General features: G+C 69.8%; 22 protein-coding genes. 7 read left to right on the top strand and 15 right to left on the bottom strand.

All coding sequences use genetic code 11. The features are described 5' to 3' along the window. The 11 genes from CKO41_RS15415 to glyQ all read right to left on the bottom strand — a co-directional run. A partial coding sequence (locus CKO41_RS15415) for a TerD family protein (protein WP_200382966.1) occupies window positions 1-591 on the bottom strand: 591 nt, incomplete at its 3' end. Between the two features lie 214 nt (window positions 592-805). Further along, a complete protein-coding gene (locus CKO41_RS15420) occupies window positions 806-1,378 on the bottom strand; it encodes a TerD family protein (protein ID WP_200254578.1) in 573 nt (190 codons plus the stop codon). 383 nt (window positions 1,379-1,761) lie between these two features. Beyond that, entirely contained in the window at window positions 1,762-2,337 is a 576-nt protein-coding gene (locus tag CKO41_RS15425) for a TerD family protein (protein WP_200254576.1), read from the bottom strand. 96 nt (window positions 2,338-2,433) lie between these two features. After that, the gene (locus CKO41_RS15430) at window positions 2,434-2,883 is read right to left on the bottom strand and encodes a tellurite resistance TerB family protein (protein WP_200254575.1); all 450 of its coding nucleotides are present in this window, start codon (window positions 2,881-2,883) and stop codon (window positions 2,434-2,436) included. 144 nt (window positions 2,884-3,027) lie between these two features. After that, on the bottom strand, window positions 3,028-3,606 hold the full coding sequence (locus CKO41_RS15435) for a TerD family protein (protein WP_200254573.1): 579 nt from the start codon (window positions 3,604-3,606) through the stop codon (window positions 3,028-3,030). Window positions 3,607-3,835: 229 nt separating this feature from the next. Beyond that, window positions 3,836-5,335 carry a helix-hairpin-helix domain-containing protein gene (locus CKO41_RS15440; RefSeq protein WP_200382967.1) on the bottom strand — a complete coding sequence of 500 codons (1,500 nt, stop codon included), beginning with the start codon at window positions 5,333-5,335 and terminating at the stop codon, window positions 3,836-3,838. Window positions 5,336-5,340: 5 nt separating this feature from the next. Continuing rightward, window positions 5,341-7,023, bottom strand: a complete 1,683-nt coding sequence (locus tag CKO41_RS15445) for a protein phosphatase 2C domain-containing protein (protein WP_200382968.1) — start codon at window positions 7,021-7,023, stop codon at window positions 5,341-5,343. A 155-nt stretch (window positions 7,024-7,178) separates the two neighbouring features. Next, on the bottom strand, window positions 7,179-7,901 hold the full coding sequence (locus CKO41_RS15450) for a lysophospholipid acyltransferase family protein (protein ID WP_338113759.1): 723 nt from the start codon (window positions 7,899-7,901) through the stop codon (window positions 7,179-7,181). 2 nt (window positions 7,902-7,903) lie between these two features. Then, window positions 7,904-8,458 (bottom strand): D-glycero-beta-D-manno-heptose 1,7-bisphosphate 7-phosphatase, encoded by a 555-nt coding sequence (gene gmhB, locus CKO41_RS15455; protein WP_200252248.1) that lies wholly within the window; start codon window positions 8,456-8,458, stop codon window positions 7,904-7,906. Continuing rightward, on the bottom strand, window positions 8,455-10,536 hold the full coding sequence (gene glyS, locus CKO41_RS15460; protein ID WP_200382969.1) for a glycine--tRNA ligase subunit beta: 2,082 nt from the start codon (window positions 10,534-10,536) through the stop codon (window positions 8,455-8,457). Before glyS ends, gmhB begins: the two co-directional genes overlap by 4 nt. Before the next feature lie 9 nt (window positions 10,537-10,545). Continuing rightward, a complete protein-coding gene (glyQ, locus tag CKO41_RS15465) occupies window positions 10,546-11,454 on the bottom strand; it encodes a glycine--tRNA ligase subunit alpha (RefSeq protein ID WP_200252253.1) in 909 nt (302 codons plus the stop codon). 90 nt (window positions 11,455-11,544) lie between these two features. Here glyQ and CKO41_RS15470 point away from each other — a divergent pair, with 90 nt between their 5' ends. The 6 genes from CKO41_RS15470 to CKO41_RS15495 all read left to right on the top strand — a co-directional run bounded on the left by CKO41_RS15470 (window position 11,545) and on the right by CKO41_RS15495 (window position 18,346). Further along, window positions 11,545-12,726 carry a cation diffusion facilitator family transporter gene (locus CKO41_RS15470; protein WP_338113760.1) on the top strand — a complete coding sequence of 394 codons (1,182 nt, stop codon included), beginning with the start codon at window positions 11,545-11,547 and terminating at the stop codon, window positions 12,724-12,726. Between the two features lie 356 nt (window positions 12,727-13,082). Then, entirely contained in the window at window positions 13,083-14,489 is a 1,407-nt protein-coding gene (glnA, locus tag CKO41_RS15475; RefSeq protein WP_200252256.1) for a glutamate--ammonia ligase, read from the top strand. Between the two features lie 107 nt (window positions 14,490-14,596). Then, complete coding sequence (locus CKO41_RS15480; protein WP_200382970.1) at window positions 14,597-15,148, top strand: DUF4124 domain-containing protein; 552 nt, start codon at window positions 14,597-14,599, stop codon at window positions 15,146-15,148. Between the two features lie 252 nt (window positions 15,149-15,400). Next, a complete protein-coding gene (gene glnL, locus CKO41_RS15485) occupies window positions 15,401-16,483 on the top strand; it encodes a nitrogen regulation protein NR(II) (RefSeq protein ID WP_200252262.1) in 1,083 nt (360 codons plus the stop codon). Continuing rightward, window positions 16,476-17,912 (top strand): nitrogen regulation protein NR(I), encoded by a 1,437-nt coding sequence (gene ntrC / locus CKO41_RS15490; RefSeq protein ID WP_200252265.1) that lies wholly within the window; start codon window positions 16,476-16,478, stop codon window positions 17,910-17,912. The genes glnL and ntrC overlap by 8 nt, the downstream gene beginning before the upstream one ends. Before the next feature lie 41 nt (window positions 17,913-17,953). Continuing rightward, complete coding sequence (locus tag CKO41_RS15495) at window positions 17,954-18,346, top strand: hypothetical protein (RefSeq protein WP_200252268.1); 393 nt, start codon at window positions 17,954-17,956, stop codon at window positions 18,344-18,346. A gap of 277 nt (window positions 18,347-18,623) precedes the next feature. Here CKO41_RS15495 and CKO41_RS15500 read toward each other — a convergent pair whose 3' ends face one another. Further along, entirely contained in the window at window positions 18,624-18,848 is a 225-nt protein-coding gene (locus CKO41_RS15500) for a hypothetical protein (protein WP_200382971.1), read from the bottom strand. Window positions 18,849-18,964: 116 nt separating this feature from the next. Next, window positions 18,965-19,909 carry a dihydroorotate dehydrogenase gene (locus CKO41_RS15505; RefSeq protein ID WP_200382974.1) on the bottom strand — a complete coding sequence of 315 codons (945 nt, stop codon included), beginning with the start codon at window positions 19,907-19,909 and terminating at the stop codon, window positions 18,965-18,967. 56 nt (window positions 19,910-19,965) lie between these two features. On the opposite strand from CKO41_RS15505, the gene CKO41_RS15510 reads away from it, so the two are divergent. Then, window positions 19,966-20,448 carry a tRNA (cytidine(34)-2'-O)-methyltransferase gene (locus tag CKO41_RS15510; protein WP_200382972.1) on the top strand — a complete coding sequence of 161 codons (483 nt, stop codon included), beginning with the start codon at window positions 19,966-19,968 and terminating at the stop codon, window positions 20,446-20,448. Window positions 20,449-20,475: 27 nt separating this feature from the next. On the opposite strand, the gene CKO41_RS15515 is transcribed toward CKO41_RS15510, so the two are convergent. Both CKO41_RS15515 and secB read right to left on the bottom strand, forming a co-directional pair. Beyond that, window positions 20,476-21,486 (bottom strand): NAD(P)H-dependent glycerol-3-phosphate dehydrogenase, encoded by a 1,011-nt coding sequence (locus tag CKO41_RS15515; protein ID WP_200382973.1) that lies wholly within the window; start codon window positions 21,484-21,486, stop codon window positions 20,476-20,478. Then, window positions 21,483-21,959 (bottom strand): protein-export chaperone SecB, encoded by a 477-nt coding sequence (secB, locus tag CKO41_RS15520; protein WP_200252276.1) that lies wholly within the window; start codon window positions 21,957-21,959, stop codon window positions 21,483-21,485. Before secB ends, CKO41_RS15515 begins: the two co-directional genes overlap by 4 nt. Window positions 21,960-22,005 lie beyond the last annotated feature (46 nt).

Genomic DNA, 22,005 nt, shown 5'->3' on the forward strand with positions numbered 1-22,005 from the left:
GCGGGGCGGTGCCGGTGGCGGCGGTGCCGGGCGCTCGACCTGGATGCCGAAGCCGCCCGCGAGGGGCGCGAGGCCCTGGTTGAAGCCCTGGGCGACCGCGCGCAGCTTCCACTCCTGATTGCGCCGATAGACCTCGCAGAAGATCATCGCGACCTCCTGGCGGCCCGCGAGCGGCAGGTCGAAGCGGGCGATCTCGGTGCCGTCGCGCGCGTCCAACGCGCGGATCCAGGCCGATTGCAGCGTGCCGAAGGTCTGGCGGCGCGCCTCGCCCTCGTGGATCGTGACGCAGAAGGCGATCTTCTCGATCGCCCCGGGGACCGTGCCGAAGTCGACCTCGAACGCCTGCTGGTCGCCGCCCGGGGCCGAGACCACGGCGACGCAGCCGTCACGGGTACGCGGGTGGTTGTAGAAGACCATGTCGTCGTCGCCGCGCACCTTGCCGTTGGCCCCGAGCAGGAAGGCGCTGGCATCGATCTCCAGGCCGGCGGGGCTCGTGGGACTCCAGCCGACCGCGATGATCACGCGCGCCGGGCGGCTGGGGGCGGCGGAGAGCGAGGTATTGGCACCTGGCTGGAGGGCGACGCTGGTCATGGGGGGCTCCTCGTGCGTGCGGCACCCGGCGGGCATCGCCGGGTACCGCGTCGGCTGGGATTCAGACAGGATTCATGGATCGTCGGGGCAACCGGACGGCCGATGTCGGGTGAGGGCGCGCGCTGGCGCGCCCTCTTTCGGCGACCGCCGTGCGGGCGCGCCTCACCCGACGGGCGCCCAGGCCCGTTTCGAACCCTCGATGGCCGACTGGGGCCTACTGGACGCCGAAGTCGCGGGCGACGGCCGCGAGGCCACCGGCGTAACCCTGGCCGATCGCCTTGAACTTCCACTCGTCGTTGTGGCGATAGAGTTCGCCGAAGATCATCGCCGTCTCGATGGAGAAGTCCTCGGACAGGTCGTAGCGGACGATCTCCTTCTGGTCGGCGTCGTTGACGCCGCGGATGAAGGCGTTGCTGACCTGGCCGAAGTTCTGCTTGCGGGCCTCGGCGTCGTAGATGGTCACGACGAAGACGACCTTCTTCGCATTGGCCGGCAGCAGCGCGAGGTCGACCTTGATCACCTCGTCGTCACCCTCGCCGGCGCCGGTCAGGTTGTCGCCCTGGTGGGCGACGGCCCCCTCGGGGTCCTTCAGGTTGTTGAAGAAGACGAAGTGCTTCGCGCTCAGGGCCTTGCCGTCCTCGCCGACGACCAGCGCCGAGGAGTCCAGGTCGAACGGCGCGCCGTCGGTGCTGCGCGCATCCCAGCCGAGGCCGAAGTGGAGCTTGGTGAGGCCCGGGGCCTCCTTCGTCAGCGAGACATTGCCACCCTTGGTCAGTGAAACGGCCATCTTGTCGATCTCCCGTGATTCAGTGGTGAGAGAAAACGTCTACGAAAGGTTCGGAAACAACCGGCACAAGCTCGCAGATGACAGGAAACTACGGAACACACGAAGGTCGCGAAAAACGGCAAATGCGCCTGCTAATAGTCAGCCATTTCGCGAGTTTCGTAGTTCCAACGCAGATGCACCGATTGTCCTTGAATCGTCCTTTTAGGAATGATTCAACGACCAGCGGCACCACTCGGCCTTCGATGTCGGGGTGCGTTGCGCTGACCCGACCACAGTTGCGCCGGTGGTCCTCGAGCCGCCACTGGGGGCGGCGATCGACGGTCCGTCGGCCGAGCAGGCGCCGACGCACGGCGTTGGCGACCCGCGACGGCCGATGCGCGGTGCTAGACGCGCACCCCGTATTGTCCGCACATCGCGTGCAGGCCGCCGGCATAGCCCTGCCCGACGGCGTTGAAGCGCCACTCGCCGCCGTGGCGGTAGAGCTCGGCGAAGACCATCGCGGTCTCCGTCGAGTAGTCCTCGCCGAGGTCGAAGCGCACGACCTCGGTGCCCTTGTCGGCGTCGACGAGGCGGATGAAGGCGTTGGCGACCTGGCCGAAGTTCTGCCCCCGCGCCTGGGCGTCGTGGATCGTCACCGTGAAGGCGATCTTGTGCACGTTGGCGGGGACGGCCGGCAGATCGACCATGATGACCTCGTCGTCACCCTCGCCGGCGCCGGTCAGGTTGTCGCCGGTGTGGCGCACCGAGCCGTCGGTCGACTCGAGGTTGTTGTAGAAGATGAAGTCCTTGTCGGCGGCGACCTTGCCGTTCTCGCCCAGGAGAAACGCGGAGGCGTCCAGATCGAAGTCCTTGCCATCGGTCACGCGCGGGTCCCAGCCGAGGCCGACGTGAACGAGCCGCAGACCGGGCGCGGCCTTGTCGAGGGACACGCGACCGCCCTTTTCGAGTGTAACTCCCATCGTTGAATCTCCTCTCGTCGCTGGCGGGGGCCGGGCGGCCCCCTGTGTGCCGATTGTGCGACCCGCCGGCCAGCGGCGCGGCCGATCGCGCGCGTCTCAGACGCCGAACTCCTCCGGGTCGAGCGCGAGTTCCTGGCAGATGCGGCGCACGGCGGCGCGCTCGTGCTCGTCGAAGTTGCCGTCGGCGCCGCCGATGACGCAGCAGACGCGCACCAGCAGGCGGGCGTCGGCCGGCTTCTTGGAAAGCGGTGCGATCGCCTTCAGCGCCTGGGCCTGGCCGATCCCGAAGTCGAATTCGAAGTTGCCGTTGTACTTGTTGAACAGCGCGATGACGTCGTTGGTGTCGTAGAGCGAGAGGACGTCGGAGGTCTGCATGAAGCCGAGCATCTTGCGCTTCTCTTCCGGGTCGACGACCCCATCGGCGTTCGCGACCAGGGCGCAGCCGGCCACGCAGGCCTCGAGGAAGTCGCGGTTGCGCAGCCGCGCGACCTCCTCCTTCAGCCCCTTGGACATCTGACCGACCTTCTGTTTGAAACTCTCGAGCATGGCTGTACCTGTTGCGGTGAAGTGGTTGGGGTCATCCGCGGCGGGCGCGCGCGCCCGGCACCGCGATGCGTCCGGTCGCTTCAGGTCGACAGGCGCGCGGCGAAAAGGTTCATCCACGCCGACCCGACTCGCGCCCGGACGCCTTCAAGGCAGGTTGGCCGCGATCAGCGGCATCAACTCCTGGAAGGTGCGGCCGTGGCCCTTCTCGCCGACGGCACGCATCTTCCACTTGCCCTCGTGCCGGTAGATGACGGCGAGGAGCAGGCCCGTGTAGTCACCGCCGTCGAGGCTGATGTCGTAGCGGGCGATCTCCTGGCCCGTCGCCTTGTTGACGAGGCGGCAGAAGGCGCTCGGGATACCGGCGAAGGAGTCGTTGAGGAAGGAGTTGACGGTGAAGACCAGCGAGCGGATCTCGGTGGGCACCGCGTCGAGGCTGAGCTCGATGCGCTCGTTCTCGCCGCCGCCGCCACCCGAGCGGTCGTCGCCCGTGTGGCGGACGCTGCCGCAGCGGCTCTTCAGCTGCCGGAACCAGACCTGATCCTGGAGCTGGCCTTGGGCATCGAACAGCAGACAGGAGGCGTCGAGATCGACATCGACCTCGGAGGTGCCGAAGAAGCCCTTCTTCGTGCGCCGTCCCCAGCCGAGGCCAAGGGAGACCTCGGACAGCTCGGCGCCGTCCTTCTCGAGCGAGATGCGTTGGCCCTTCTCTAGGTTGATCGCCATGACTGTGGAGCCTCCTCAGCAGTGTTGGGAAGGGTTCGACGACGAAGGCGGCACGACGTCGTCGCCCGGGTCGAGACTTGTTAGGGTCCGCTGTGCGGACCTCTCCAGAGAACCGGGACGACCAAGGGTCGCACAGCGGCGGACCCCGCGCCGCCCCTCGTTCGGCCCATCCAGCTTAACCCCATTAGTGTAACCGGTTATTGCCGATCGGGCCGCCCAGCGTGACGCCTCAGCGCGGCGCGATGAGCTGGACGAGCGCGAGCCGTCCGTCCGCATCGCGCGAGAAGAGCAGCCGCTGCCCGTCGCGCAACGCGATCCGCTCGCCGATCGGCACCGGGGCGTCGCGATCGAGGTCGTGCAGGCCCGGCAGGCGCTCGTTGACGAGCCACCAGCGGTCGCGGTGCAGGACGAAATAGCCGACCCGTTGCCGTTCCTCGGGCGAGAGACGCTCGTTCGGCGAGAGATTGCGGCGCACGTGCCAAGGGAACAGGGACTGGTCCGTATAGACCATCAGGCGATGGTCGTCGCGGCTGAACTGCCCGCCGCGGCGCGCCGAGTAGAAATTGAGGATCGGCAACTGGCCCGAGAAGGGGGTGCCGCAGAAGGGGCAGGCCGGCGTGAAGCTGTTGTCGAAGACGTACCAGCCCTGGGCGCAGTCGGGGTTGAGGCAAGGCTGGAGGAGATCGGCGGTCTTCACCAGCGCGTGCTCCCAGTCGTCGGCGGTCGGGCGGGCCGTCGGCGCGTGCAGACCGTCGATGAAGGCTCGGTCGAAGAGCGGCGTCAGATAGGGGCCGGTGACCCGGTAGGGGATCTTGCGGGTGTCCTTCCAGGGCAGCTCCGAGGCCCGCGCGCGTTCCGGGCGGACGCGGTTCGAGCGGTCGCTCGGGTGCTCGATGAACAGTGCCCGCTCGCCCATCGACAGGGTCTCGTCGCGCTGCGGGTCCGGATCGTTGACCTTGTCGCCGCGCAACGGGTGACGGTAGAGCAGATACATGTAGATCAGGACCGCCAGCGCATGGCGGTCGGTCGCGATCGACGGCAGCCGGCGGGCCGGGTCGTGGCGGTCGAGGTGGGCGGTCATGACCACCTCGGGGGCGATGAAGTCCGGGGTGCCGACGACATCGGGCGGGAACTTGCCCGGCACGACCAGGCCGTCGAGGTCGATCAGGCAGGCGCTGCCGGTGCAGGGGTCGACGAGGGCGTTCTTGTAGGACAGGTCGCTGTGGGCGAGCCCGGCGGCGTGCAGGCGCCGCACGGCGCGGGCCAGGCGGATGCAGATACGCAGGTAGTTCAGCCAGTGGCCGCGCTCGCGCGGGTCGAGGAAGCGGCTCTGGTTGTGGGCGCTCGCGAACCACTTGCCCTCCTTCTCGTGGCCGCGGATCCCGAGCATGTCGTCGTTCTTCGACCCATGGGCGAAGAAGAAGTGCGGCGCATAGGTCGGCACGACGACGCCGACGCGCCCGCCGTGCTCGACGACCGCGGTCGGCCAGCAGAAGACCTCCTCCCAGTAGTCGCCGCCGATCTGGCCGAAGATGCCGTCGCGGTAGGGGCCGGCGATCATCGCCAGGCGCTCGCGGGCCTGCGGGTCCTGCTGCTCGCGGAAGAGGGCGACGACGTAGGAGCGGTCGGGGGAGAAGTAGACGTCCTTCATCGCCCCGGAGGCGGCCACCCGGTCGACGAACTCGACGGCACGGCCGTCGAGGGTGGTCAGGCGCACGGTCGCGGCCATCGCGGTCACCAGAGCACGGCGATCGTGCGGTCGTCGTGGTTGCCCGGGCTCCAGAAGTCGAGCCAGCCGAGCAGGGTCTCGTCCGGGTGGTCACCGGCGAGGAGGGGCGCGATCCGTTGCCAGAAGGCCTGCCAGCAGTCCGGCTCGGCGAGGTCGCGGTCCGAGGCGAAATGGGCGTCGCTGACGCCGTCGGTCATCACCAGCAGGGCCTGGAGATCGCTGGCGGTCGCGACCCGGATGCGGGCCATGATCTCGTTGGCATCGCCGACGATCGAGCGGTCGAGGAAGCGGGTCTGCCCGGCGAAGGCGCCGCCGTCCGGCTTGCCGAGCAGCTGGACCCGGTCGGGCTCGAGGACGGCGATCGCGCCGTCGCCGACCCAGAAGGCGATCACGAGGTGCCCGTCGCCGAGCCGGCGATGGCCGGCGAGCAACAGGGTCGTCGCATAGTCCTTCGCGGTCGCGCCATCGCGCTCGGCCGCCTCCTCGATGGCCTTGACCGCGGCCAGCGCGGCGCCGCCGAGGACCTCGTAGGCCGTCTCGCGCGCGGCTCGCTGTGCGGCGGCATCGCCGGCCCGGGCCGCGGCCCGCTCGACGAGGCGCTCGCCGAGCCCGCCGGCGAGGTGGGCCGCCGCGCGTTGGGCGGCCGTGTGTGCGGCCAGACGCGAGCCGATCCGGGCACGCTCGGCGCTGCCCGCACCGTCGGCGACGGCGATCAGGGTCCAGGGGCGGGCCTCGTCGACGAGGAGGCAGAAATCGTCGTCGCGGAAGCCGCCGATGTGGGCGTGCGAACGGCCGCGCTTGCTCGCGGCGACGATGCGCCGTCCGTCGGCGGTCGCGACCAGGGCCTGGTCGGTGTCCGGCTTCCAGCCTGAGGCGTCGGCGTCCGACGGGCGGTCCTGCCAGAGCGAGCGCGGGTCGGGATTGACGGTCAGCCGCGCCGTCGCCGCGAGGGCCGGTCGATCGGCGTGGCCATCGGCGAAGCGGTAGTGGACCGTCAGCGGGAAGTCGCCAGCGCGCATCGGGGTGCCGACCAGCGTCGCCCCGGCCGCCTCGAAGACGAGACCGAGCCCATCGGGGAGGTCGCAGCCGAGGATCTCGATCGCCGCCTCTTCGGTGCTGCGCACCACGAGCCTGGCCTCGAATGGCTCGTCGACGCGGGCATTGGCGTTGACGGCGAAGGCGACGCGCGCCACGGGAGGCTCGGGCGGCCTCTCGGTGGGTCCGTCGGGCGAGGCGAGGGGATCGGGTTCCAGCGGGGCCGCGCTCGGTGCGGCTGGGTCGGGCGCCACTCGCTCGGCCGGTTCTGCGGGCGGCAGCGTGTCCGCCGCGCCGGGGGCGTTGGTCGAGTCGCCGCTGGGTGGCCCAGGCTCGGCCTCGACGCTCGGGAGCGACGCGGGTGCCGTCTCGCGCGGGCCATCCGTACCGGGGTCGTCGTCGGCGACGGGCGGCGGCGGGTCGTCGGCCTCGCCGGATGGATCGGGGTCGGCGGGCGCCTCCGCCGAGGCCAGCGCCCGGGCCTCGGCGACGAGGCTCGAGGCCGCGCGGAGCAGGGGACTCTCGCACGACAGGCCCGCAGGGTCGCCCGGCCGGGCCAGCGGCGCGCCCGCCGCCTCGCCGCCATCGGCGACGAGCCGCAGGGCCTCCTCGGCCAGGGTACGGGCGATCGCCAATCGTTGGTCTTCGTCCATCCAAGCCTCCGCGTGGCCGCGGCGGTCCGGATCCGAGACCCGGCCGCCGGTTTCATCTCGCACCGGCGCCCCCGATCATGCCACAAGATGCAACCGGAGTAGAGCCTGCCCGCCCCGGGGTCAGGGCCGACCCGACGGCCGACGACGCCGGCCCCTCAGCGTTGCTGCGGCAGGGTCGCGAGCGTCCCTTCGATCCAGGCCTCGACCTCTTGGTTGATCTCCTGGGCGCTGCGCCCGGCGGTCGCGATCGGCTCGCCGATGACGACATCGATCGTCCCCGGGTGCTTGTTGATCGATCGGCGCGGCCAGAAGACGCCCGCATTGTGGGCGATGGGGACGATCGGCACCCCGGTGCGCTCGGCGAGCATGGCCCCGCCGGAACCGTAGCGGTGGCGCTCGCCCGGCGCGACGCGGGTGCCCTCGGGGAAGAGGATGACCCAGCGCCCCTTGGCCAGCCAGTGGGCGCCGCGTTCCATCAGCTGACGAAGGGCAGCTCGGCCGGCGCCGCGGTCGATCGCGATCGGCCGATAGGGGGCCAAGGCCCAGCCGAAGAAGGGGATCCACAGGAGCTCGCGCTTCAGGACCCAGGTCTGCTGCGGTGGCAGGATGCCGCGCAGCGCGATCGTCTCCCAGGCCGACTGGTGCTTGGCGAGGACGATGCAGTTGCGCTCGGGGAGCCGCTCGAGGCCCTGGGTGCGGTAGTCGAGCCCGCAGATCCGGCGCTGGCCCCAGAGGTTGGCCTGGGCCCAGCTCTGGCCGAGCCGCCCGAGGAGGGGCGTGGGCATCAGCCAGCCGAAGAGTCCGAGCGGGATCGAATAGGCGATCACGGTCAGCGCGAGGAAGATCAGGTAGAGGATCGAGCGGACGGCGACGAACACGATCAGGCTCCTCGGTCGATGAGGTGATCGACCGCCGCGGCCAGGTCGGGGAAGACGGCGGCGGGGTCGATCTGGTCCGGGTGGTCGCGCAGGGTCCGCGCCCCCTTGCCGGTCAGCACCAGCAGGGGCTCGGCGCCGACGGCGCGCGCGGCGAGGATGTCGCTCAGCGAATCGCCGACGAAGGGGACCCCGCGCAGGTCCACGCCCAGCCGCCGGGCCGCGGCCAGCAGCAGGCCGGGTGCCGGCTTGCGGCAGTCGCAGCCCGCCTCCGGGGCGTGGGGGCAGAAGAAGATCCCCTCGATCTCGCCGCCGATCCGCTCGAGCGCCGCGCGCAGCTTCTGGTGCATCGCGTTGAGGTCGTCGATCGTGAACAGGCCGCGGGCGAGGCCGGACTGGTTCGAGACGACGCAGACCCGGCGCTCGTTGCGGCTCAGCCGGGCGATCGCCTCGAGGCTCCCGGGGATCGGCCGCCACTCGTCGGCGTTCTTGATGTAGTCGGGGGAGTCCTCGTTGATGACCCCGTCGCGATCGAGGAGGACGAGCCGCGTCGCCGTCATTGCTGGAGGCGGGAGATGTCGGCCACGTCGAGGAACAGGCCCTCGATCTGCTGGAGCTGGCGCAGCCGATTGGCGCGCAGCTCCGCCTCGTCGGCCATGACCATGACCTGCTCGAAGTAGGCGTCGACGTCGTCGCGCAGCTCGGCCAGGGTCTGGAGGATGCCGCGGTAGTCTTGGCCCGCCTGCAGCGGCGCGATGCGGCCGAGCAGGGCCGCGACGCGCTGGCCGAGGGCCGCCTCCGCGGGTTCGCGGAACAGCTCGGGACGCGGCGGCCCGGACGGCAGATCGGCGGCCGCCGACTTCCGCAGGATGTTGCGGATGCGCTTGTTCGCCGCCGCCAGCGCGGTCGCCTCGGGCAGGGCGCGGAAGGCCTCGACGGCGCGGATGCGCTGGTCGATGTCGGCTAGCGAGCCGGGCTTCAGGGCGGTGACCGCCTCGACGCTGTCGAGCCCGACGCCCTGTTCCTGGTAGTAGCCGGGCAGCCGTTCGAGGATGTAGTCGTAGACGTCGACCGCGGCGCTGCCGGGGTCGAGGCCCTCGGGCAGCCCGGCGGCGGCCTGGGCCAGGAGTGCGCGCAGGTCGAGCGCGAGCGGTGTCTCGATCATCAGGCGCAGCACGCCGATCGCCGCGCGACGCAGCGCATAGGGGTCCTTGACGCCGCTCGGGCGCTGGCCGATCGCGAAGATGCCGACCAGGGTCTCGATGCGCTCGGCGAGCGCGAGGACGCGCCCGCAGTCGCTCGCCGGCAGCGCATCGCCGGCGTGGCGCGGGCGATACTGCTCCTCGATCGCCGCGGCGACCTCCGGGTCCTCGCCGGCGCGCAGCGCGTAGTAGCGGCCCATCGTCCCCTGGAGGCTCGGGAACTCGAAGATCATCTGGGTCATCAGGTCGCACTTGGCGAGCGCCGCGGCGCGCGCGACCCGCTCGGCGTCGACGCCGAGCCCCTCGGCGATGCGCTGGGCCAGCCGGGCGACGCGGCGCGACTTGTCGGCCATCGTGCCGAGCCGGTCCTGGAAGACGGCCCGCTCGAGCCCCTCGGCGAAGTCGGCGAGCGGCCGCTTGAGGTCCTGGTGCCAGAAGAAGGCCGCATCGGCGAAGCGCGGGCGGATCACCCGCTCGTTGCCGGCGCGCACCCGCTCGGGGTCGCGGCTCTCGATGTTGGCGACGGCGATGAAGCGCGGCAGCAGGGCGCCCTGGGCGTCGACGAGCGGGAAGTACTTCTGGTTCTTCTGCATCGTCTCGATCAGGACCTCGTCCGGGATCTCCAGGAAGGCCTCGTCGAAGCGCCCGAGCAGGGCGCAGGGCCACTCGCAGAGTGCCGTGACCTCATCGAGCAGGTCCTCGGACACCACCGCACGACCGTCGATGTCTGCGGCCAGGGCCGCGACCTGTTCGGCGATCCGCGCCCGGCGGCGGGCGAAGCTCGGTTCGACGAAGCCCTGCGCGCGTAGCCGCTCGGCGTAGTCGCCGGCCTGGGCGATGGTGAGCGCGGCGGGGTGGTGGAAGCGGTGCCCGCGGGTCTGGTTGTCGGCCTCGATGCCCAGGACGCGGGCGGCGACCGGCTGCGAGCCGAAGACCAGGCAGACCCAATGGACCGGGCGGACGAACTCGACGTCGTAATCGGCCCAGCGCATCCGCTTGGGGATCGGCAGCGCGGCCAGCGCCTGCTCGATGAGCGGGGCGATCAGGTCGGTCGTCGCCTGCCCCGCCTCGGTGCGGCGGGCCACCAGAAAGGTCCCGTTGCCGGTCTCCTCGCGCCCGAGTTCGGCGACCTCCAGGCCGCAGGAGCGGGCGAAGCCGAGGGCCGCCTTGGTCGGCTGGCCGGTGGCGTCGAAGGCGGCGGCGAGCGCCGGGCCGCGGCGCACCAGTTCGCGGTCGGGCTGGCGCTCGGCGAGGTCGCGCACCAGGCAGGCCAGGCGCCGCGGGGCGGCGAACGACTCGATCGCACCGTGGGCCAGGCCCTGGGCGGCGAGGCCCTGAGCCAGGCCCTCGGTGAAGGCGCCCGAGAGGCGCGCGAGGGAGGTGGGCGGCAGCTCTTCGGTGCCGATCTCGACCAGCAAGTCTTGGGATGCGTGCACGGGTAGTCCCTAGGGCCGGTTCAACAGGGGGAAGCCGAGGGCTTCGCGGCGCTCGTAGTAGGTCTGGGCGACGGCCCGCGCCAGGGCGCGCACGCGCAGGATGAAGCGCTGCCGTTCGGTCACCGAGATGGCGTTGCGCGCATCGAGCAGGTTGAAGGTGTGCGACGCCTTGAGCACCTGCTCGTAGGCCGGCAGCGGCAGGCCGATCTCGACCAGGTGCCGGGCCTGACCCTCGCAGGCATCGAAGCGCTGGAACAGGTCCTCGACGTCGGCCTGCTCGAAGTTGTAGGCGGACTGCTCGACCTCGTTCTGGTGATAGACGTCGCCATAGGTCACGTCGCCGAACGGCGAGCGCGCCCAGACCAGGTCGTAGACGCTCTCGACGCCTTGCAGGTACATCGCGATGCGCTCGAGGCCGTAGGTGATCTCGCCGGTGACCGGCCGGCAGTCGAGGCCGCCGACCTGTTGGAAGTAGGTGAACTGGGTCACCTCCATGCCGTTCAGCCAGACCTCCCAGCCGAGGCCCCAGGCGCCCAGCGTCGGCGATTCCCAGTTATCCTCGACGAAGCGCACGTCGTGGACCAGCAGGTCCAGGCCGAGGGCGCGCAGCGATTCCAGATAGAGGTCCTGGATCTCCAGCGGCGAGGGCTTCAGTACCACCTGGAATTGATAATAATGCTGGAGCCGGTTGGGGTTCTCGCCGTAGCGTCCGTCGGTGGGCCGGCGCGAGGGCTGCACATAGGCGCTGCGCCAGGGCTCGGGCCCGATCGAGCGCAGGAAGGTCGCCGGGTGGAAGGTGCCGGCACCGACCTCCATATCGAGCGGTTGGACGATGACGCAGCCGCGTTCGGCCCAGAAGCGCTCGAGCGCGAAGATCAGCCCCTGAAAGGTGCCGAGGTCCAGGGATTCGGGTTCCAACACCTGCTCCTGAGAGGGTAGAGATCATGGAAAAGTTGGGCAGTATATCGACAAGGCGCCGGGACTGGCCAATGCCGCGCGGGGTCGTCCGTGGCCGTTGACAAGGGCGCCGAGGTCGCGGCCGAGCGCGAGCGGCGGCTGGGTGCGATCACCCGCACCTCGCTCGTCGGCGCGCTCGTCAACCTCGTGTTGTCGCTGCTGAAGATCGGCGCCGGGGTCTTCGGGCAGTCCTACGCGCTGATCGTCGACGGCATCCATTCCCTGTCGGATCTGCTCTCCGACCTCCTCGTCTGGCTCGCGGGGCGCCAGGCCACGCAGGCCCCGGATCAGGAACACCCCTACGGCCACGCCCGCTTCGAGACGGTCGCGACCCTGGTGCTCGGGGCGCTCTTGGGCGCCGTCGCGATCGGCATCGCGTGGGATGCCGTCGCGCGGCTCTTCCGCACCGAGACGCTGCTACGGCCGGGACCGATCGCGTTGGTGGCGGCGCTGGCGTCGATCCTGACCAAGGAATGGCTCTACTGGTACACGCTCGGCTATGCCAAGCGCGTGCGCTCCGAGATGCTCCGTGCCAATGCCTGGCACCACCGCAGCGATGCGATCTCCTCGATCGTCGTGCTGGTCGGGATCGCCGGTACCCTGGTCGGGCTCGCCTATCTCGACGCCATCGCCGCCATCCTCGTCTGCCTGATGATCGCCAAGATCGCCTGGGACCTGATCTGGGAGGCGCTGCGCGAACTCGTCGACACGGGTCTTCAGGCCGAGCGGCTGGCCGCGGTCCGCGATGTCATCCAGTCGGTGGGCGGGGTGCGCGATCTGCACCTGTTGCGCACGCGCAAGCACGGCGGCAGCGTGACGGTCGACGTCCACGTGCTCTTGATCGACCCGAAGGTCAGTGTCTCCGAGGGGCACATGATCAGCCTGGCCGTCGAGGAGCGGCTCAAGGCCGAGATCGACGAGATCAACGACGTCACCGTCCACATCGATCCGGAGGACGACGAGCGCTCCGACCGCTGCTCGGGCCTGCCGCTGCGCGCCGAGGCCCTGGCGCGGCTCGATGCACTCTGGTCCGGGGTCGCCGCCGTGGCCGGGCGACGGCGCGTCGTGCTCCACTACCTGAACGGGCGCATCGACGTCGAGCTGCACCTGGAGGCGACCTGCGGCAGCGACGATGAGGCGCGCGTCCTGCGCCGACGCCTGCAGGCGGCGCTGGCGCCGGACCCCGTCTTTCGCCAGGTGACCGTCCATTTCACCGGGCTCGCACCTGAATAGTGCGCCAACCCGGATGATCGCCCTTTTTTGGTGCGCGCACGTTGCGCCATTGCAGGGCGGTGCACGGCCCGATGGCGCGTCCCGGGTGCCTCGCGTACACTCACTCCCTGTCTGTTCCTGCTTTTCGTTCAGGCGGATGTCTTGCCAAGGCCCCTGCACCCGCGAGTCGGCGACGCGGGGCGCGACACCGTCGAGCCGGCCGGCACGGGCGTCGCTCGGCCCGGGACCCGTGGCATGTTTCCTGCTCATCGCAGACGAGTGTCCACCCTGATCCAGGGACCGAGGCATGGTCTGGCTGTGCACGGCGGCCTCCCTTTCAGATTCTGCATCCCAACCGAACCACTCGGAGTTTTTCAATGTCCGCAAACGTCATGAAGATGATCAAGGAAAAGGAAGTGAAGTTCATCGACCTTCGCTTCACCGACACGCGGGGCAAGGAGCAGCACGTCTCGATGCCCGCCAGCACGGTCGACGATGACTTCTTCAAGGAAGGCAAGATGTTCGACGGTTCGTCGATCGCCGGCTGGAAGGGCATCCAGGAGTCCGACATGGTCCTGATGCCGGAGGCCGAGACCGCCGTGCTCGATCCGTTCGCCGACGAGAACACCCTGATCATCCGCTGTGACATCCTCGAGCCCTCGACGATGCAGGGCTACGAGCGCGATCCGCGCTCGCTCGCCAAGCGCGCCGAGGCCTATCTGAAGTCGACCGGCATCGCCGACACCGCCTTCTTCGGCCCCGAGCCCGAGTTCTTCGTCCTCGACGACGTTCGCTGGGGTATCGACATCAGCGGTGCCTTCTACAAGGTCGATTCCGAAGAGGCCGACTGGAACTCCGAGAAGGTCTTCGCCGACGGCAACATGGGCCATCGCCCGAACATCAAGGGCGGCTACTTCCCGGTCCCGCCCGTCGATTCGCTCAATGACCTGCGTGCCGCGATGTGCCTGGCCCTGGAAGAGATGGGCGTGCCCGTCGAGGTCCATCACCACGAGGTGGCGACCGCCGGGCAGTGCGAGATCGGCACCCGCTTCGCGACCCTGGTGCAGCGCGCCGACTGGAACCAGATCCTCAAGTACTGCGTCCACAACGTCGCCCACGCCTACGGCAAGACGGCGACCTTCATGCCCAAGCCGCTCGTCGGCGACAACGGCAACGGCATGCACGTGCACCAGTCGTTGTCGAAGGGCGGCCAGAACATCTTCGCCGGCGACAAGTACGGCGGCCTCTCCGAGTTGGCCCTCTACTACATCGGCGGCATCATCAAGCACGCCCGTGCCCTGAATGCGCTGACCAACGCCTCGACGAACTCCTACAAGCGGCTGGTGCCCGGCTTCGAGGCCCCGGTCATGCTCGCCTACTCGGCGCGCAACCGCTCGGCGTCGATCCGCATCCCGCACGTCTCGAGCCCGAAGGCGCGGCGTATCGAGGTCCGCTTCCCCGACTCGATGGGCAACCCCTATCTGTCGTTCTCCGCGATGATGATGGCCGGTCTCGACGGGATCCAGAACAAGATCCACCCCGGCGACGCGATGGACAAGGACCTCTACGACCTGCCGCCCGAGGAGGAGAAGGCGATCCCGACCGTCTGCTATTCGCTCGATCAGGCCCTCGATGCCCTCGATAAGGACCGCGAGTTCCTGACCGCCGGCGGCGTCTTCACCGACGACCTGATCGACGGCTACATCGCGCTGAAGATGCAGGAGGTCACGCAACTGCGCATGACCACGCATCCGGTCGAGTTCGACCTCTACTACAGCCTCTGAGGCGCTCGCCCGCGGGGCGCTCGCGCCCCGCCTCGCCGCTCGGCCGCGCCCCCGTCAGGGGGCGTTCTGCTTTGTAGCCCGCCGCGTCCTGGACTATGCTTCGCCGCATGATCCGGACGATCTCCCTCCTCTGTCTCCTCTGCACCGCGGTCGCGGCGGCGGCCGGCATCTACCGTTGGATCGACGACGACGGCCGGGTCACCTATTCGGACCGACCCGCGCCAGGCGCCGAGCCGGTGGCGACACCCATCCCCCCGGATCGGACCCGGGTCCAGCCCGCAGCGGCCAGTGACGAGGCCGCCCCATCGGCGGTGACGACGCCGGAGGCCGATGCGGGTCCCTTCGAGGCATTCGAGATCGCGACCCCGGACGACGGCGCCGTCGTGCGCGGCGACGGGTCGCTCGACGTCGGGCTCTTGCTGGTCCCGGCGCTCGCGCCCGGCGAGCGGCTTCGGGTGGTGGTCAACGAGGTGGCGGTCCGCGGCGACCAGCCGGGTACCCAGATGCGGCTGCAGGGGCTGGCCCTGGGTACCCACCGGCTGCGCGCCGAGATCCTCGACGAGGCGGGCGCCGTCCTCGCGCGCACGGCGACGATCAGCATCCACATCCGGCCACCGCAGCCGCAGGCGGACGGCCCGCAGGACGACGCCGGCCCCTGACCCCCGGGTTCGGTTCGCCGGCCGATGTCGCTGCGGCTCGGGCCTCGGCGTACCCTGGCCTCCGCACCCCAGCGTCCCCCGATCGTCGGCGATCGGCGCCGCGGTCCCTGCGCGGCGGCGTCATCATGATCCCCTGACATGGTTAGATTCTTGCTATAAAGATCCCGACTAGGGTTCCGTTGCGCTCCCTTCGGGAACAGCGGGCAAGGCCGGCCGTGCCGAGCATTACCAAAAGCCGTTCAGGTTCTGCGAATGATGACCCCGAGATCCGCGACGACGAGCCTGGAGAGGACCGTGCTGGACAACCTCAGTACCGCGGTCCTGTTGTTCGACCACGACCTGCGCCTCGGCTACCTGAATCCGGCCGCCGAAATGGTCTTGGACGTCAGCGCCCGGCACGTCGTCGGCCAGCGGGTCGGCGACATCGTCCTGTGCCGCCAAGGCCAGCTCGAGCGGCGATTGCGGGCGGCGATGCTCACCAAGCATCCGTTCACCGAGCGGGAGTTGAACATCCCCCTGCTCGACGGGCGCACCATCACGGTGAACTGCACCGTCCTGCCACTGCACCATTTCGATGCCTGCGACGAACTCCTGATCGAGCTCCATCAGGTCGATCGCGCGCTGCGCATCAGCCGCGAGGAGCAGCTGATCTCGCAGCACCAGGCGAGTCAGGCCCTGATCCGCGGCCTCGCCCATGAGATCAAGAATCCGCTCGGCGGGCTGCGCGGCGCCGCGCAGCTGCTGGAGCAGGAACTGCCGGACAAGGCGCTGCGCGAATACACCCGGATCATCATCGAGGAGGCCGACCGGCTCCAGTCGCTGATGAACCAGATGCTCGGTCCGAACCGCATCCCGCAACGCCAGCGCGTCAACATCCATTGCGTCCTGGAGCACGTTCGCGGCCTGCTGCTCGCCGAGTCGCCGCGCGGGCCGCGGATCGAGCGCGACTACGACCCGAGCATCCCCGACTTCGAGGCCGATCAGGATCGGCTCGTCCAGGCGATCCTCAACATCGCCCGTAACGCGCTCGTCGCGGCCGGCCCGCACGGGGCGGTCGTGCTGCGCACGCGGGTCCTGCGTCAGTTCACGATCGGCAGCCGCCGCCACCGCCTGGTCCTGCGCGCCGAGGTCGAGGACGACGGACCCGGGATCCCCGAAGCGATCAAGGACCGCATCTTCTTCCCGATGGTCTCGGGCCAGCCGGGCGGCACGGGCCTCGGCCTGCCCATCGCCCAGGAGCTCATCAATCAGCACGGAGGTCTCATCGAGTGCGAGAGCGAGCCGGGCAGGACCCGCTTCTACGTCTATCTGCCGCTGGAGATGGACCATGAGTAGGGAGCCGAAGGTCTGGGTCATCGACGACGACCGCTCGATCCGCTGGGTCCTGGAGCGCGCCCTGCGCAAGGCCGAGATGGACGTGACCTGCTTCTCCAACGGCGTCGGCATCATCGAGGCGTTGCAGCGCGAGCAGCCGAGCGTCATCCTCTCCGATATCCGCATGCCAGGGATCGACGGTCTCGACCTGCTGCGCCAGATCAAGGCCCGCCACCCGGACCTGCCGGTCATCATCATGACCGCGCACTCGGACCTGGAGAGCGCCGTCTCCGCCTTCCACGGCGGGGCCTTCGAGTACCTGCCCAAGCCGTTCGACCTCGACGAGGCCGTCGATCAGGTCTCGCGTGCCTGCCGACGCGACGGTGCCAGCCCGCCGGTCGAGGACCCCGGTCGCCAGAGTCCGGACATCATCGGCGAGGCGCCGGCGATGCAGGAGGTCTTCCGCGCCATCGGCCGCCTGGCCCGCTCGCACATCACGGTCCTGATCAACGGCGAGTCGGGCACCGGCAAGGAGCTCGTCGCCCATGCCTTGCACCGGCACAGCCCACGGGCCGACAAGCCGTTCATCGCGCTCAACATGGCCGCGATCCCGCGCGACCTGCTGGAGTCCGAACTCTTCGGCCATGAGCGCGGCGCCTTCACCGGTGCCCAGGCGCGCCGCGAGGGGCGTTTCGAGCAGGCCGACGGCGGTACCCTGTTCCTCGACGAGATCGGCGACATGCCCGCCGAGCTCCAGACGCGGCTGCTGCGGGTCCTCGCCGATGGCGAGTTCTACCGGGTCGGCGGCGTGGCGCCGACCAAGGTCAATGTGCGCATCATCGCCGCGACCCACCAGCACCTCGAGGAGCTCGTCCGTCAGGGCCGCTTTCGCGAGGACCTCTTCCACCGCCTCAACGTGATCCGCATCCACTTGCCGCCGTTGCGCGAGCGGCGCGAGGACATCCCGCTGCTGATGCGCCACTTCCTGGTCCAGGCCGCGCGCGAACTGGGCTGCGAGGCGAAGGCCCTGATGCCGAGTGCGGTCGAGCGACTCAAGTGCCTGGCTTGGCCCGGCAACGTCCGTCAGCTCGAGAACACGGCCCGCTGGGTCACCGTGATGGCCTCGACCAAGGAGATCCACGCTGAGGACCTGCCGCCCGAGCTCAACGCCGAGGCGCCGGACAGCGGGCGCGACGAGGGCTGGGAGGCGGTCCTGCGCCGCTGGGTGCGCCGGCAGCTGCAACAGGGCCAGAGCGACCTGCTCGGCAGCCTGATGCCCGCTTTCGAGCAGATCCTCATCCAGAGCGCCCTCGACCACACGGGTGGGCGCCGCCAGGAGGCCGCTCGACTGCTGGGCTGGGGCCGTAATACACTGACCCGCAAGATCAAGGAGCTCGGGGTCGATAGCGGTGTTGGCGACGAGCCGGGCGACGACGACGGGCCGGCGTGAGCCGCGGCCCTGGTGGGGCGGATGGCGGAGCGGAGGACTGGATGGATAGCAGCAGCATCGAGCTGCCGGGGTCGCGGATCGGGTCGGTCGAGGTCGTCGACGGGGTCCTGCGGATCGGCCTCGCGCGCGCGCTGATCGTGAAGACGATGACCGGCTCGGCCGAGCGCACCCGCTGGTGGCAGGCCGGCGACCTGATCCTGGCCGGGGCGCGGGTCGCCGGGCCGCTGCCGATCGGTCCGTTGACCTGCCTCGGCGGCGACATCGACGAGAACATCTACACCTATCGGGACATGATCCCGATCCCGCTGGAGAGCCGCGGCTGGGCGCGCTGCGCGCTACGGTTCGAGGGGATCGAGGCGCCCTTCATCGCCGAGGGGGACGCGATCCGCCTCGCGCTGTTCGATGTGCCCAAGTACATCGAACATATCCGCTGATGGGGCGCGCCTGACGCGCATGCAGGCGTGGCGGCACCCCGGAAGATGAAGCGGGACGTTTCACGGTAACCCGACGGCCCTGCGAATCCCAGCTCGGCCGCGTAGGTCGGGTTCGGCACGGCGGTCGCTGGGAGAGGGCAGGCTGGTGTGCGCCGTAACCCGACAGGCGGTTGCCTGTGTCACGGTAACTCGACCTTGTATCTACGTCCTGGGGCGCGTCGCGCGGAGGCCGCAGACCGATGTCGGGTTCGCGTCGCGTAACCCGACATCGGGGGTCTCAGAGGCGCGAGGAGCCGACGATCTGGTGGGCCAGGTCGACGACCCGGTTGGCCATGTCCATGTATTCCTGCCGGTAACTGGACAGGAAGGGGTCCTTGGACGCCCAGTAGTCCTTGCCCGAGATCCCGTGCTCGTGCTCGTGCTCGATGAACTGCTTCTGCATCGTCAGCATCTTGTCGATCAGCGCCTGCTTCTCTTGCTTCAAGGCCTCTACATCGCTCATGGACGTCTCCTGGAATCGATGCGTTACGCGCATCTTCGTTATTTTGAGTCTATCGTGAAGCGCTAATATAGCACGCGCGCGCGCGGCTCGGTCAAGGTGCTTCGGCCACCGGAAGCCTAGTTGAGACAAAGGGTTCCGGTGAGGTCGGCGACCCGTTCGAGGCCGTGGCGGGTGAGATAGTCGGCGATCGTCGCGTTGATCTCGCGGCAAAGCAGCGGGTCGTAGAAGAGCGCCGTGCCGATCCCGACCGCGCTCGCGCCGGCGATCAGGAACTCCAGCGCGTCACGCCCGTTCTCGACGCCGCCCTGGCCGATGATCGGCACGCCGTGGGGGCGGCAGACTTGGTAGACTTGATGGACCTTGAGCAGCGCGATCGGCTTGATCGCGGGGCCGGACAGGCCGCCCTGGTTGTTGCCGATGACCGGCCGGCGCCGCTCGCTGTCGATCGCCATGCCCATCAGGGTGTTGATGACGGAGAAGGCGTCGGCGCCGGCCTCCAGGCAGGCGCGGGCATTGCCGGCGATGTCGGTCTGGTTCGGCGAGAGCTTGATGATCAGCGGCTTGCGCGTCGCCTGGCGGCAGGCCGTGACGACCTGGGCCGACATCGCGATGTCGTTGCCGAAGGCGACGCCGCCCTCCTTGACGTTCGGGCAGGAGATGTTGACCTCGATCGCGTCGATCGGCGAGTCGTCGAAGCGCCGCGTGACCTCGTGGTACTCCTCGACGGTCGAGCCCGAGACGTTGGCGATGAAGCGGGTCTCGGCGAAGTCCAGCCCGGGCAGGATCCGCTCGACGACATGGTCGACACCGGGATTCTGCAGGCCGATCGCGTTGAGCATCCCGCAGGGCGTCTCGAAGACCCGGTGCGGCTGGTTGCCGAGCCGCGGGGCGAGCGTCGTGCCCTTCAGGCAGACGGCGCCGACGTCGCGGTTGGAGAAGCCCCGCACGCGGGTGTACTCTTCGCCGAAGCCAACACAGCCCGAGAGCAGGACGAGCGGGGAGGCGAAGGCCAGGCCGCAGAAATCGATGGCCAGGCGGGGGTCGGTGGCAGGGCTCGTCATCATCTGGATCGCCTGAGTTTGGTACGCCCGAGTCGGTCAGGTAGGAGGGGTGGAGGTTGAAGTCGGTCTTCGACGTGGTGCTCTACGAGCCCGAGATCCCGCCGAACACCGGCAATATCATACGCCTGTGCGCGAACGCCGGCGCTGCGCTCCACCTGATCGAGCCGCTCGGCTTCACGCTCGAGGACCGGCTGCTGCGCCGCGCCGGGCTCGATTACCACGAGTTCGCCGCCGTGCGCGTGCACCCCTCGCTCGCCGCCTACCTCGAGGGCCGCACCGGCGGGCGCCTGTTCGCCTGCACGACGCGCGGTACCGTCGGCTACGCCGACTGCCGCTTCGCCCCGGACGACGCCCTGCTGTTCGGCCCGGAGTCGCGCGGCCTGCCGGCCGGGGTGCTCGAGACGATCGCCCCGACGCAGCGCCTCCACATCCCGATGCGCCCAGGCAATCGCAGCCTCAACCTGTCCAACGCGGTCGCCGTGGTCCTCTTCGAGGCCTGGCGCCAGGTCGGCTTCAGCGGCGCGGCCGTCCGCGGCTGAGGGGCGTGCCGGGCGCCCGGCCGGCGCTCAATCGAACTCCGCCTTGCTCTCGCGCTCGAGGAGGGCGCGGGTCGCCTGCTCCGGCGTCGCCCCCTCGTAGAGGACCCGATAGACCTGTTCGCCGATCGGCATCTCGACCCCGAGGCGCTCGGCGATCGCGCGCACCGACCGGGCGGTCAGGACCCCTTCCACCTCCTGGCCGATCTCGCGGCGCGCGTCGGCGACGCTGCGCCCCTTGGCCAGGGCCAGGCCCATGCGGCGATTGCGGGACTGGTCATCGGTGCAGGTCAGGACCAGGTCGCCGAGGCCGGCGAGCCCCATGAAGGTCTCGCGTCGCCCGCCGAGTGCGGTGCCGAGGCGGATCAGCTCGGCGAGGCCGCGGGTGATCAGGGCGGCACGGGTGTTGGCGCCGAAGCCGAGGCCATCGGCGATCCCGGTGGCGATCGCCAGGACGTTCTTGGCCGCCCCGGCGACCTCGACCCCGACCAGGTCGTCGCTCGTGTAGGCGCGAAAGCGCCCGCCGTGCAGCAGCCCGGCGACCTGCTGGGCGAAGTCGGGTGCGGTGGCCGCGACCGTCACCGCGGTCGGCAGGCCGCGCGCGACCTCGGCGGCGAAGCTCGGGCCGGAGACGACGGCCAGCGGGCGCTCGCCGAGCACCTCGCCGGCCACCTGGTGCAGTAGGCGGTTGTCGCCGGGGGCGAAGCCCTTGGTCGCCCAGGCGACCCCGAGCCCGGCCGGCAGGCGGGGCGCGAGGCGCTCGGCGACCGCGGCGAAGGCGTGGCTGGGCACGACGATCAGTAGGGCGTCGATCGCCGCGAGGGCCTCGTCGAGGTCGATGAGCGGGACGAGCCCGTCCGGGAAGGGCACGCCAGGCAGGAACTGGCGGTTCTCGCGATCGCGCGCGAGGGCCGCGACCTCGTTCGGGTCATGGCCCCAGAGGCGCACCGCATGGCCGTTACGCGCCAGCAGCAGCGCGAGTGCGGTACCCCAGGACCCGGGGCCGAGGACGGCGACCCGGGCCGCCTGCGACCCGCTCAATGCGTCTGGGCGGACTCGCTCGGGTCCGCCTGCTGATGCTGCTGCTGGTGCTGTGCGTAGAGGGCGTCGAAGTTGACCGGTTGCAGCACGAGTTGGGGGAAGCTGCCCTTGATGACCAGGTCGGAGACGACCTCGCGCGCGTACGGGAACAGGATGTTCGGGCAATAGGCGCCTAGGAGCGGGCCGAGCTCGGCCTGCGAGAAGCCATTCGCCGAGAAGATCCCGGCCTGCTGGACCTCGACCAGGGTCGCCGTCTTGTCGGCGATCTTGGTCGTGACGGTCACGGCGAGGACGACCTCGTAGGTCTCGTCGCCGATCTTGTTGACGCGCGTGTTCAGCTTGACCTCGTGCGCCGGCTGCCATTCCTGGCGGAAGATCTCCGGGGCGTTCGGGCACTCGAAGGAGACATCCTTCGTATAGATGCGCTGGACGATGAACTGCCGGGCATTCTCTTGGGGCTGCTGTTCGGCCATGTCGAGGGGTCCGCGTATGGGTGGTGGTGGGGGGGGTCGGGCGACC

It is taken from the genome of Thiococcus pfennigii (assembly GCF_016583835.1).
Taxonomy (GTDB): Bacteria; Pseudomonadota; Gammaproteobacteria; order Chromatiales; family Chromatiaceae; genus Thiococcus; species Thiococcus pfennigii.

Bases quoted from the DNA above. Each gene is read 5' to 3' on its own strand.
- CKO41_RS15420 (WP_200254578.1), bottom strand. From the start codon at position 1,378: ATGGCCGTTTCACTGACCAAGGGTGGCAATGTCTCGCTGACGAAGGAG.
- CKO41_RS15425 (WP_200254576.1), bottom strand. From the start codon at position 2,337: ATGGGAGTTACACTCGAAAAGGGCGGTCGCGTGTCCCTCGACAAGGCC.
- CKO41_RS15430 (WP_200254575.1), bottom strand. From the start codon at position 2,883: ATGCTCGAGAGTTTCAAACAGAAGGTCGGTCAGATGTCCAAGGGGCTG.
- CKO41_RS15435 (WP_200254573.1), bottom strand. From the start codon at position 3,606: ATGGCGATCAACCTAGAGAAGGGCCAACGCATCTCGCTCGAGAAGGAC.
- CKO41_RS15440 (WP_200382967.1), bottom strand. From the start codon at position 5,335: ATGGCCGCGACCGTGCGCCTGACCACCCTCGACGGCCGTGCCGTCGAG.
- CKO41_RS15445 (WP_200382968.1), bottom strand. From the start codon at position 7,023: ATGGACGAAGACCAACGATTGGCGATCGCCCGTACCCTGGCCGAGGAG.
- gmhB (WP_200252248.1), bottom strand. From the start codon at position 8,458: ATGACGGCGACGCGGCTCGTCCTCCTCGATCGCGACGGGGTCATCAAC.
- glnA (WP_200252256.1), top strand. From the start codon at position 13,083: ATGTCCGCAAACGTCATGAAGATGATCAAGGAAAAGGAAGTGAAGTTC.
- CKO41_RS15480 (WP_200382970.1), top strand. From the start codon at position 14,597: ATGATCCGGACGATCTCCCTCCTCTGTCTCCTCTGCACCGCGGTCGCG.
- glnL (WP_200252262.1), top strand. From the start codon at position 15,401: ATGATGACCCCGAGATCCGCGACGACGAGCCTGGAGAGGACCGTGCTG.
- ntrC (WP_200252265.1), top strand. From the start codon at position 16,476: ATGAGTAGGGAGCCGAAGGTCTGGGTCATCGACGACGACCGCTCGATC.
- CKO41_RS15495 (WP_200252268.1), top strand. From the start codon at position 17,954: ATGGATAGCAGCAGCATCGAGCTGCCGGGGTCGCGGATCGGGTCGGTC.
- CKO41_RS15500 (WP_200382971.1), bottom strand. From the start codon at position 18,848: ATGAGCGATGTAGAGGCCTTGAAGCAAGAGAAGCAGGCGCTGATCGAC.
- CKO41_RS15505 (WP_200382974.1), bottom strand. From the start codon at position 19,909: ATGACGAGCCCTGCCACCGACCCCCGCCTGGCCATCGATTTCTGCGGC.
- secB (WP_200252276.1), bottom strand. From the start codon at position 21,959: ATGGCCGAACAGCAGCCCCAAGAGAATGCCCGGCAGTTCATCGTCCAG.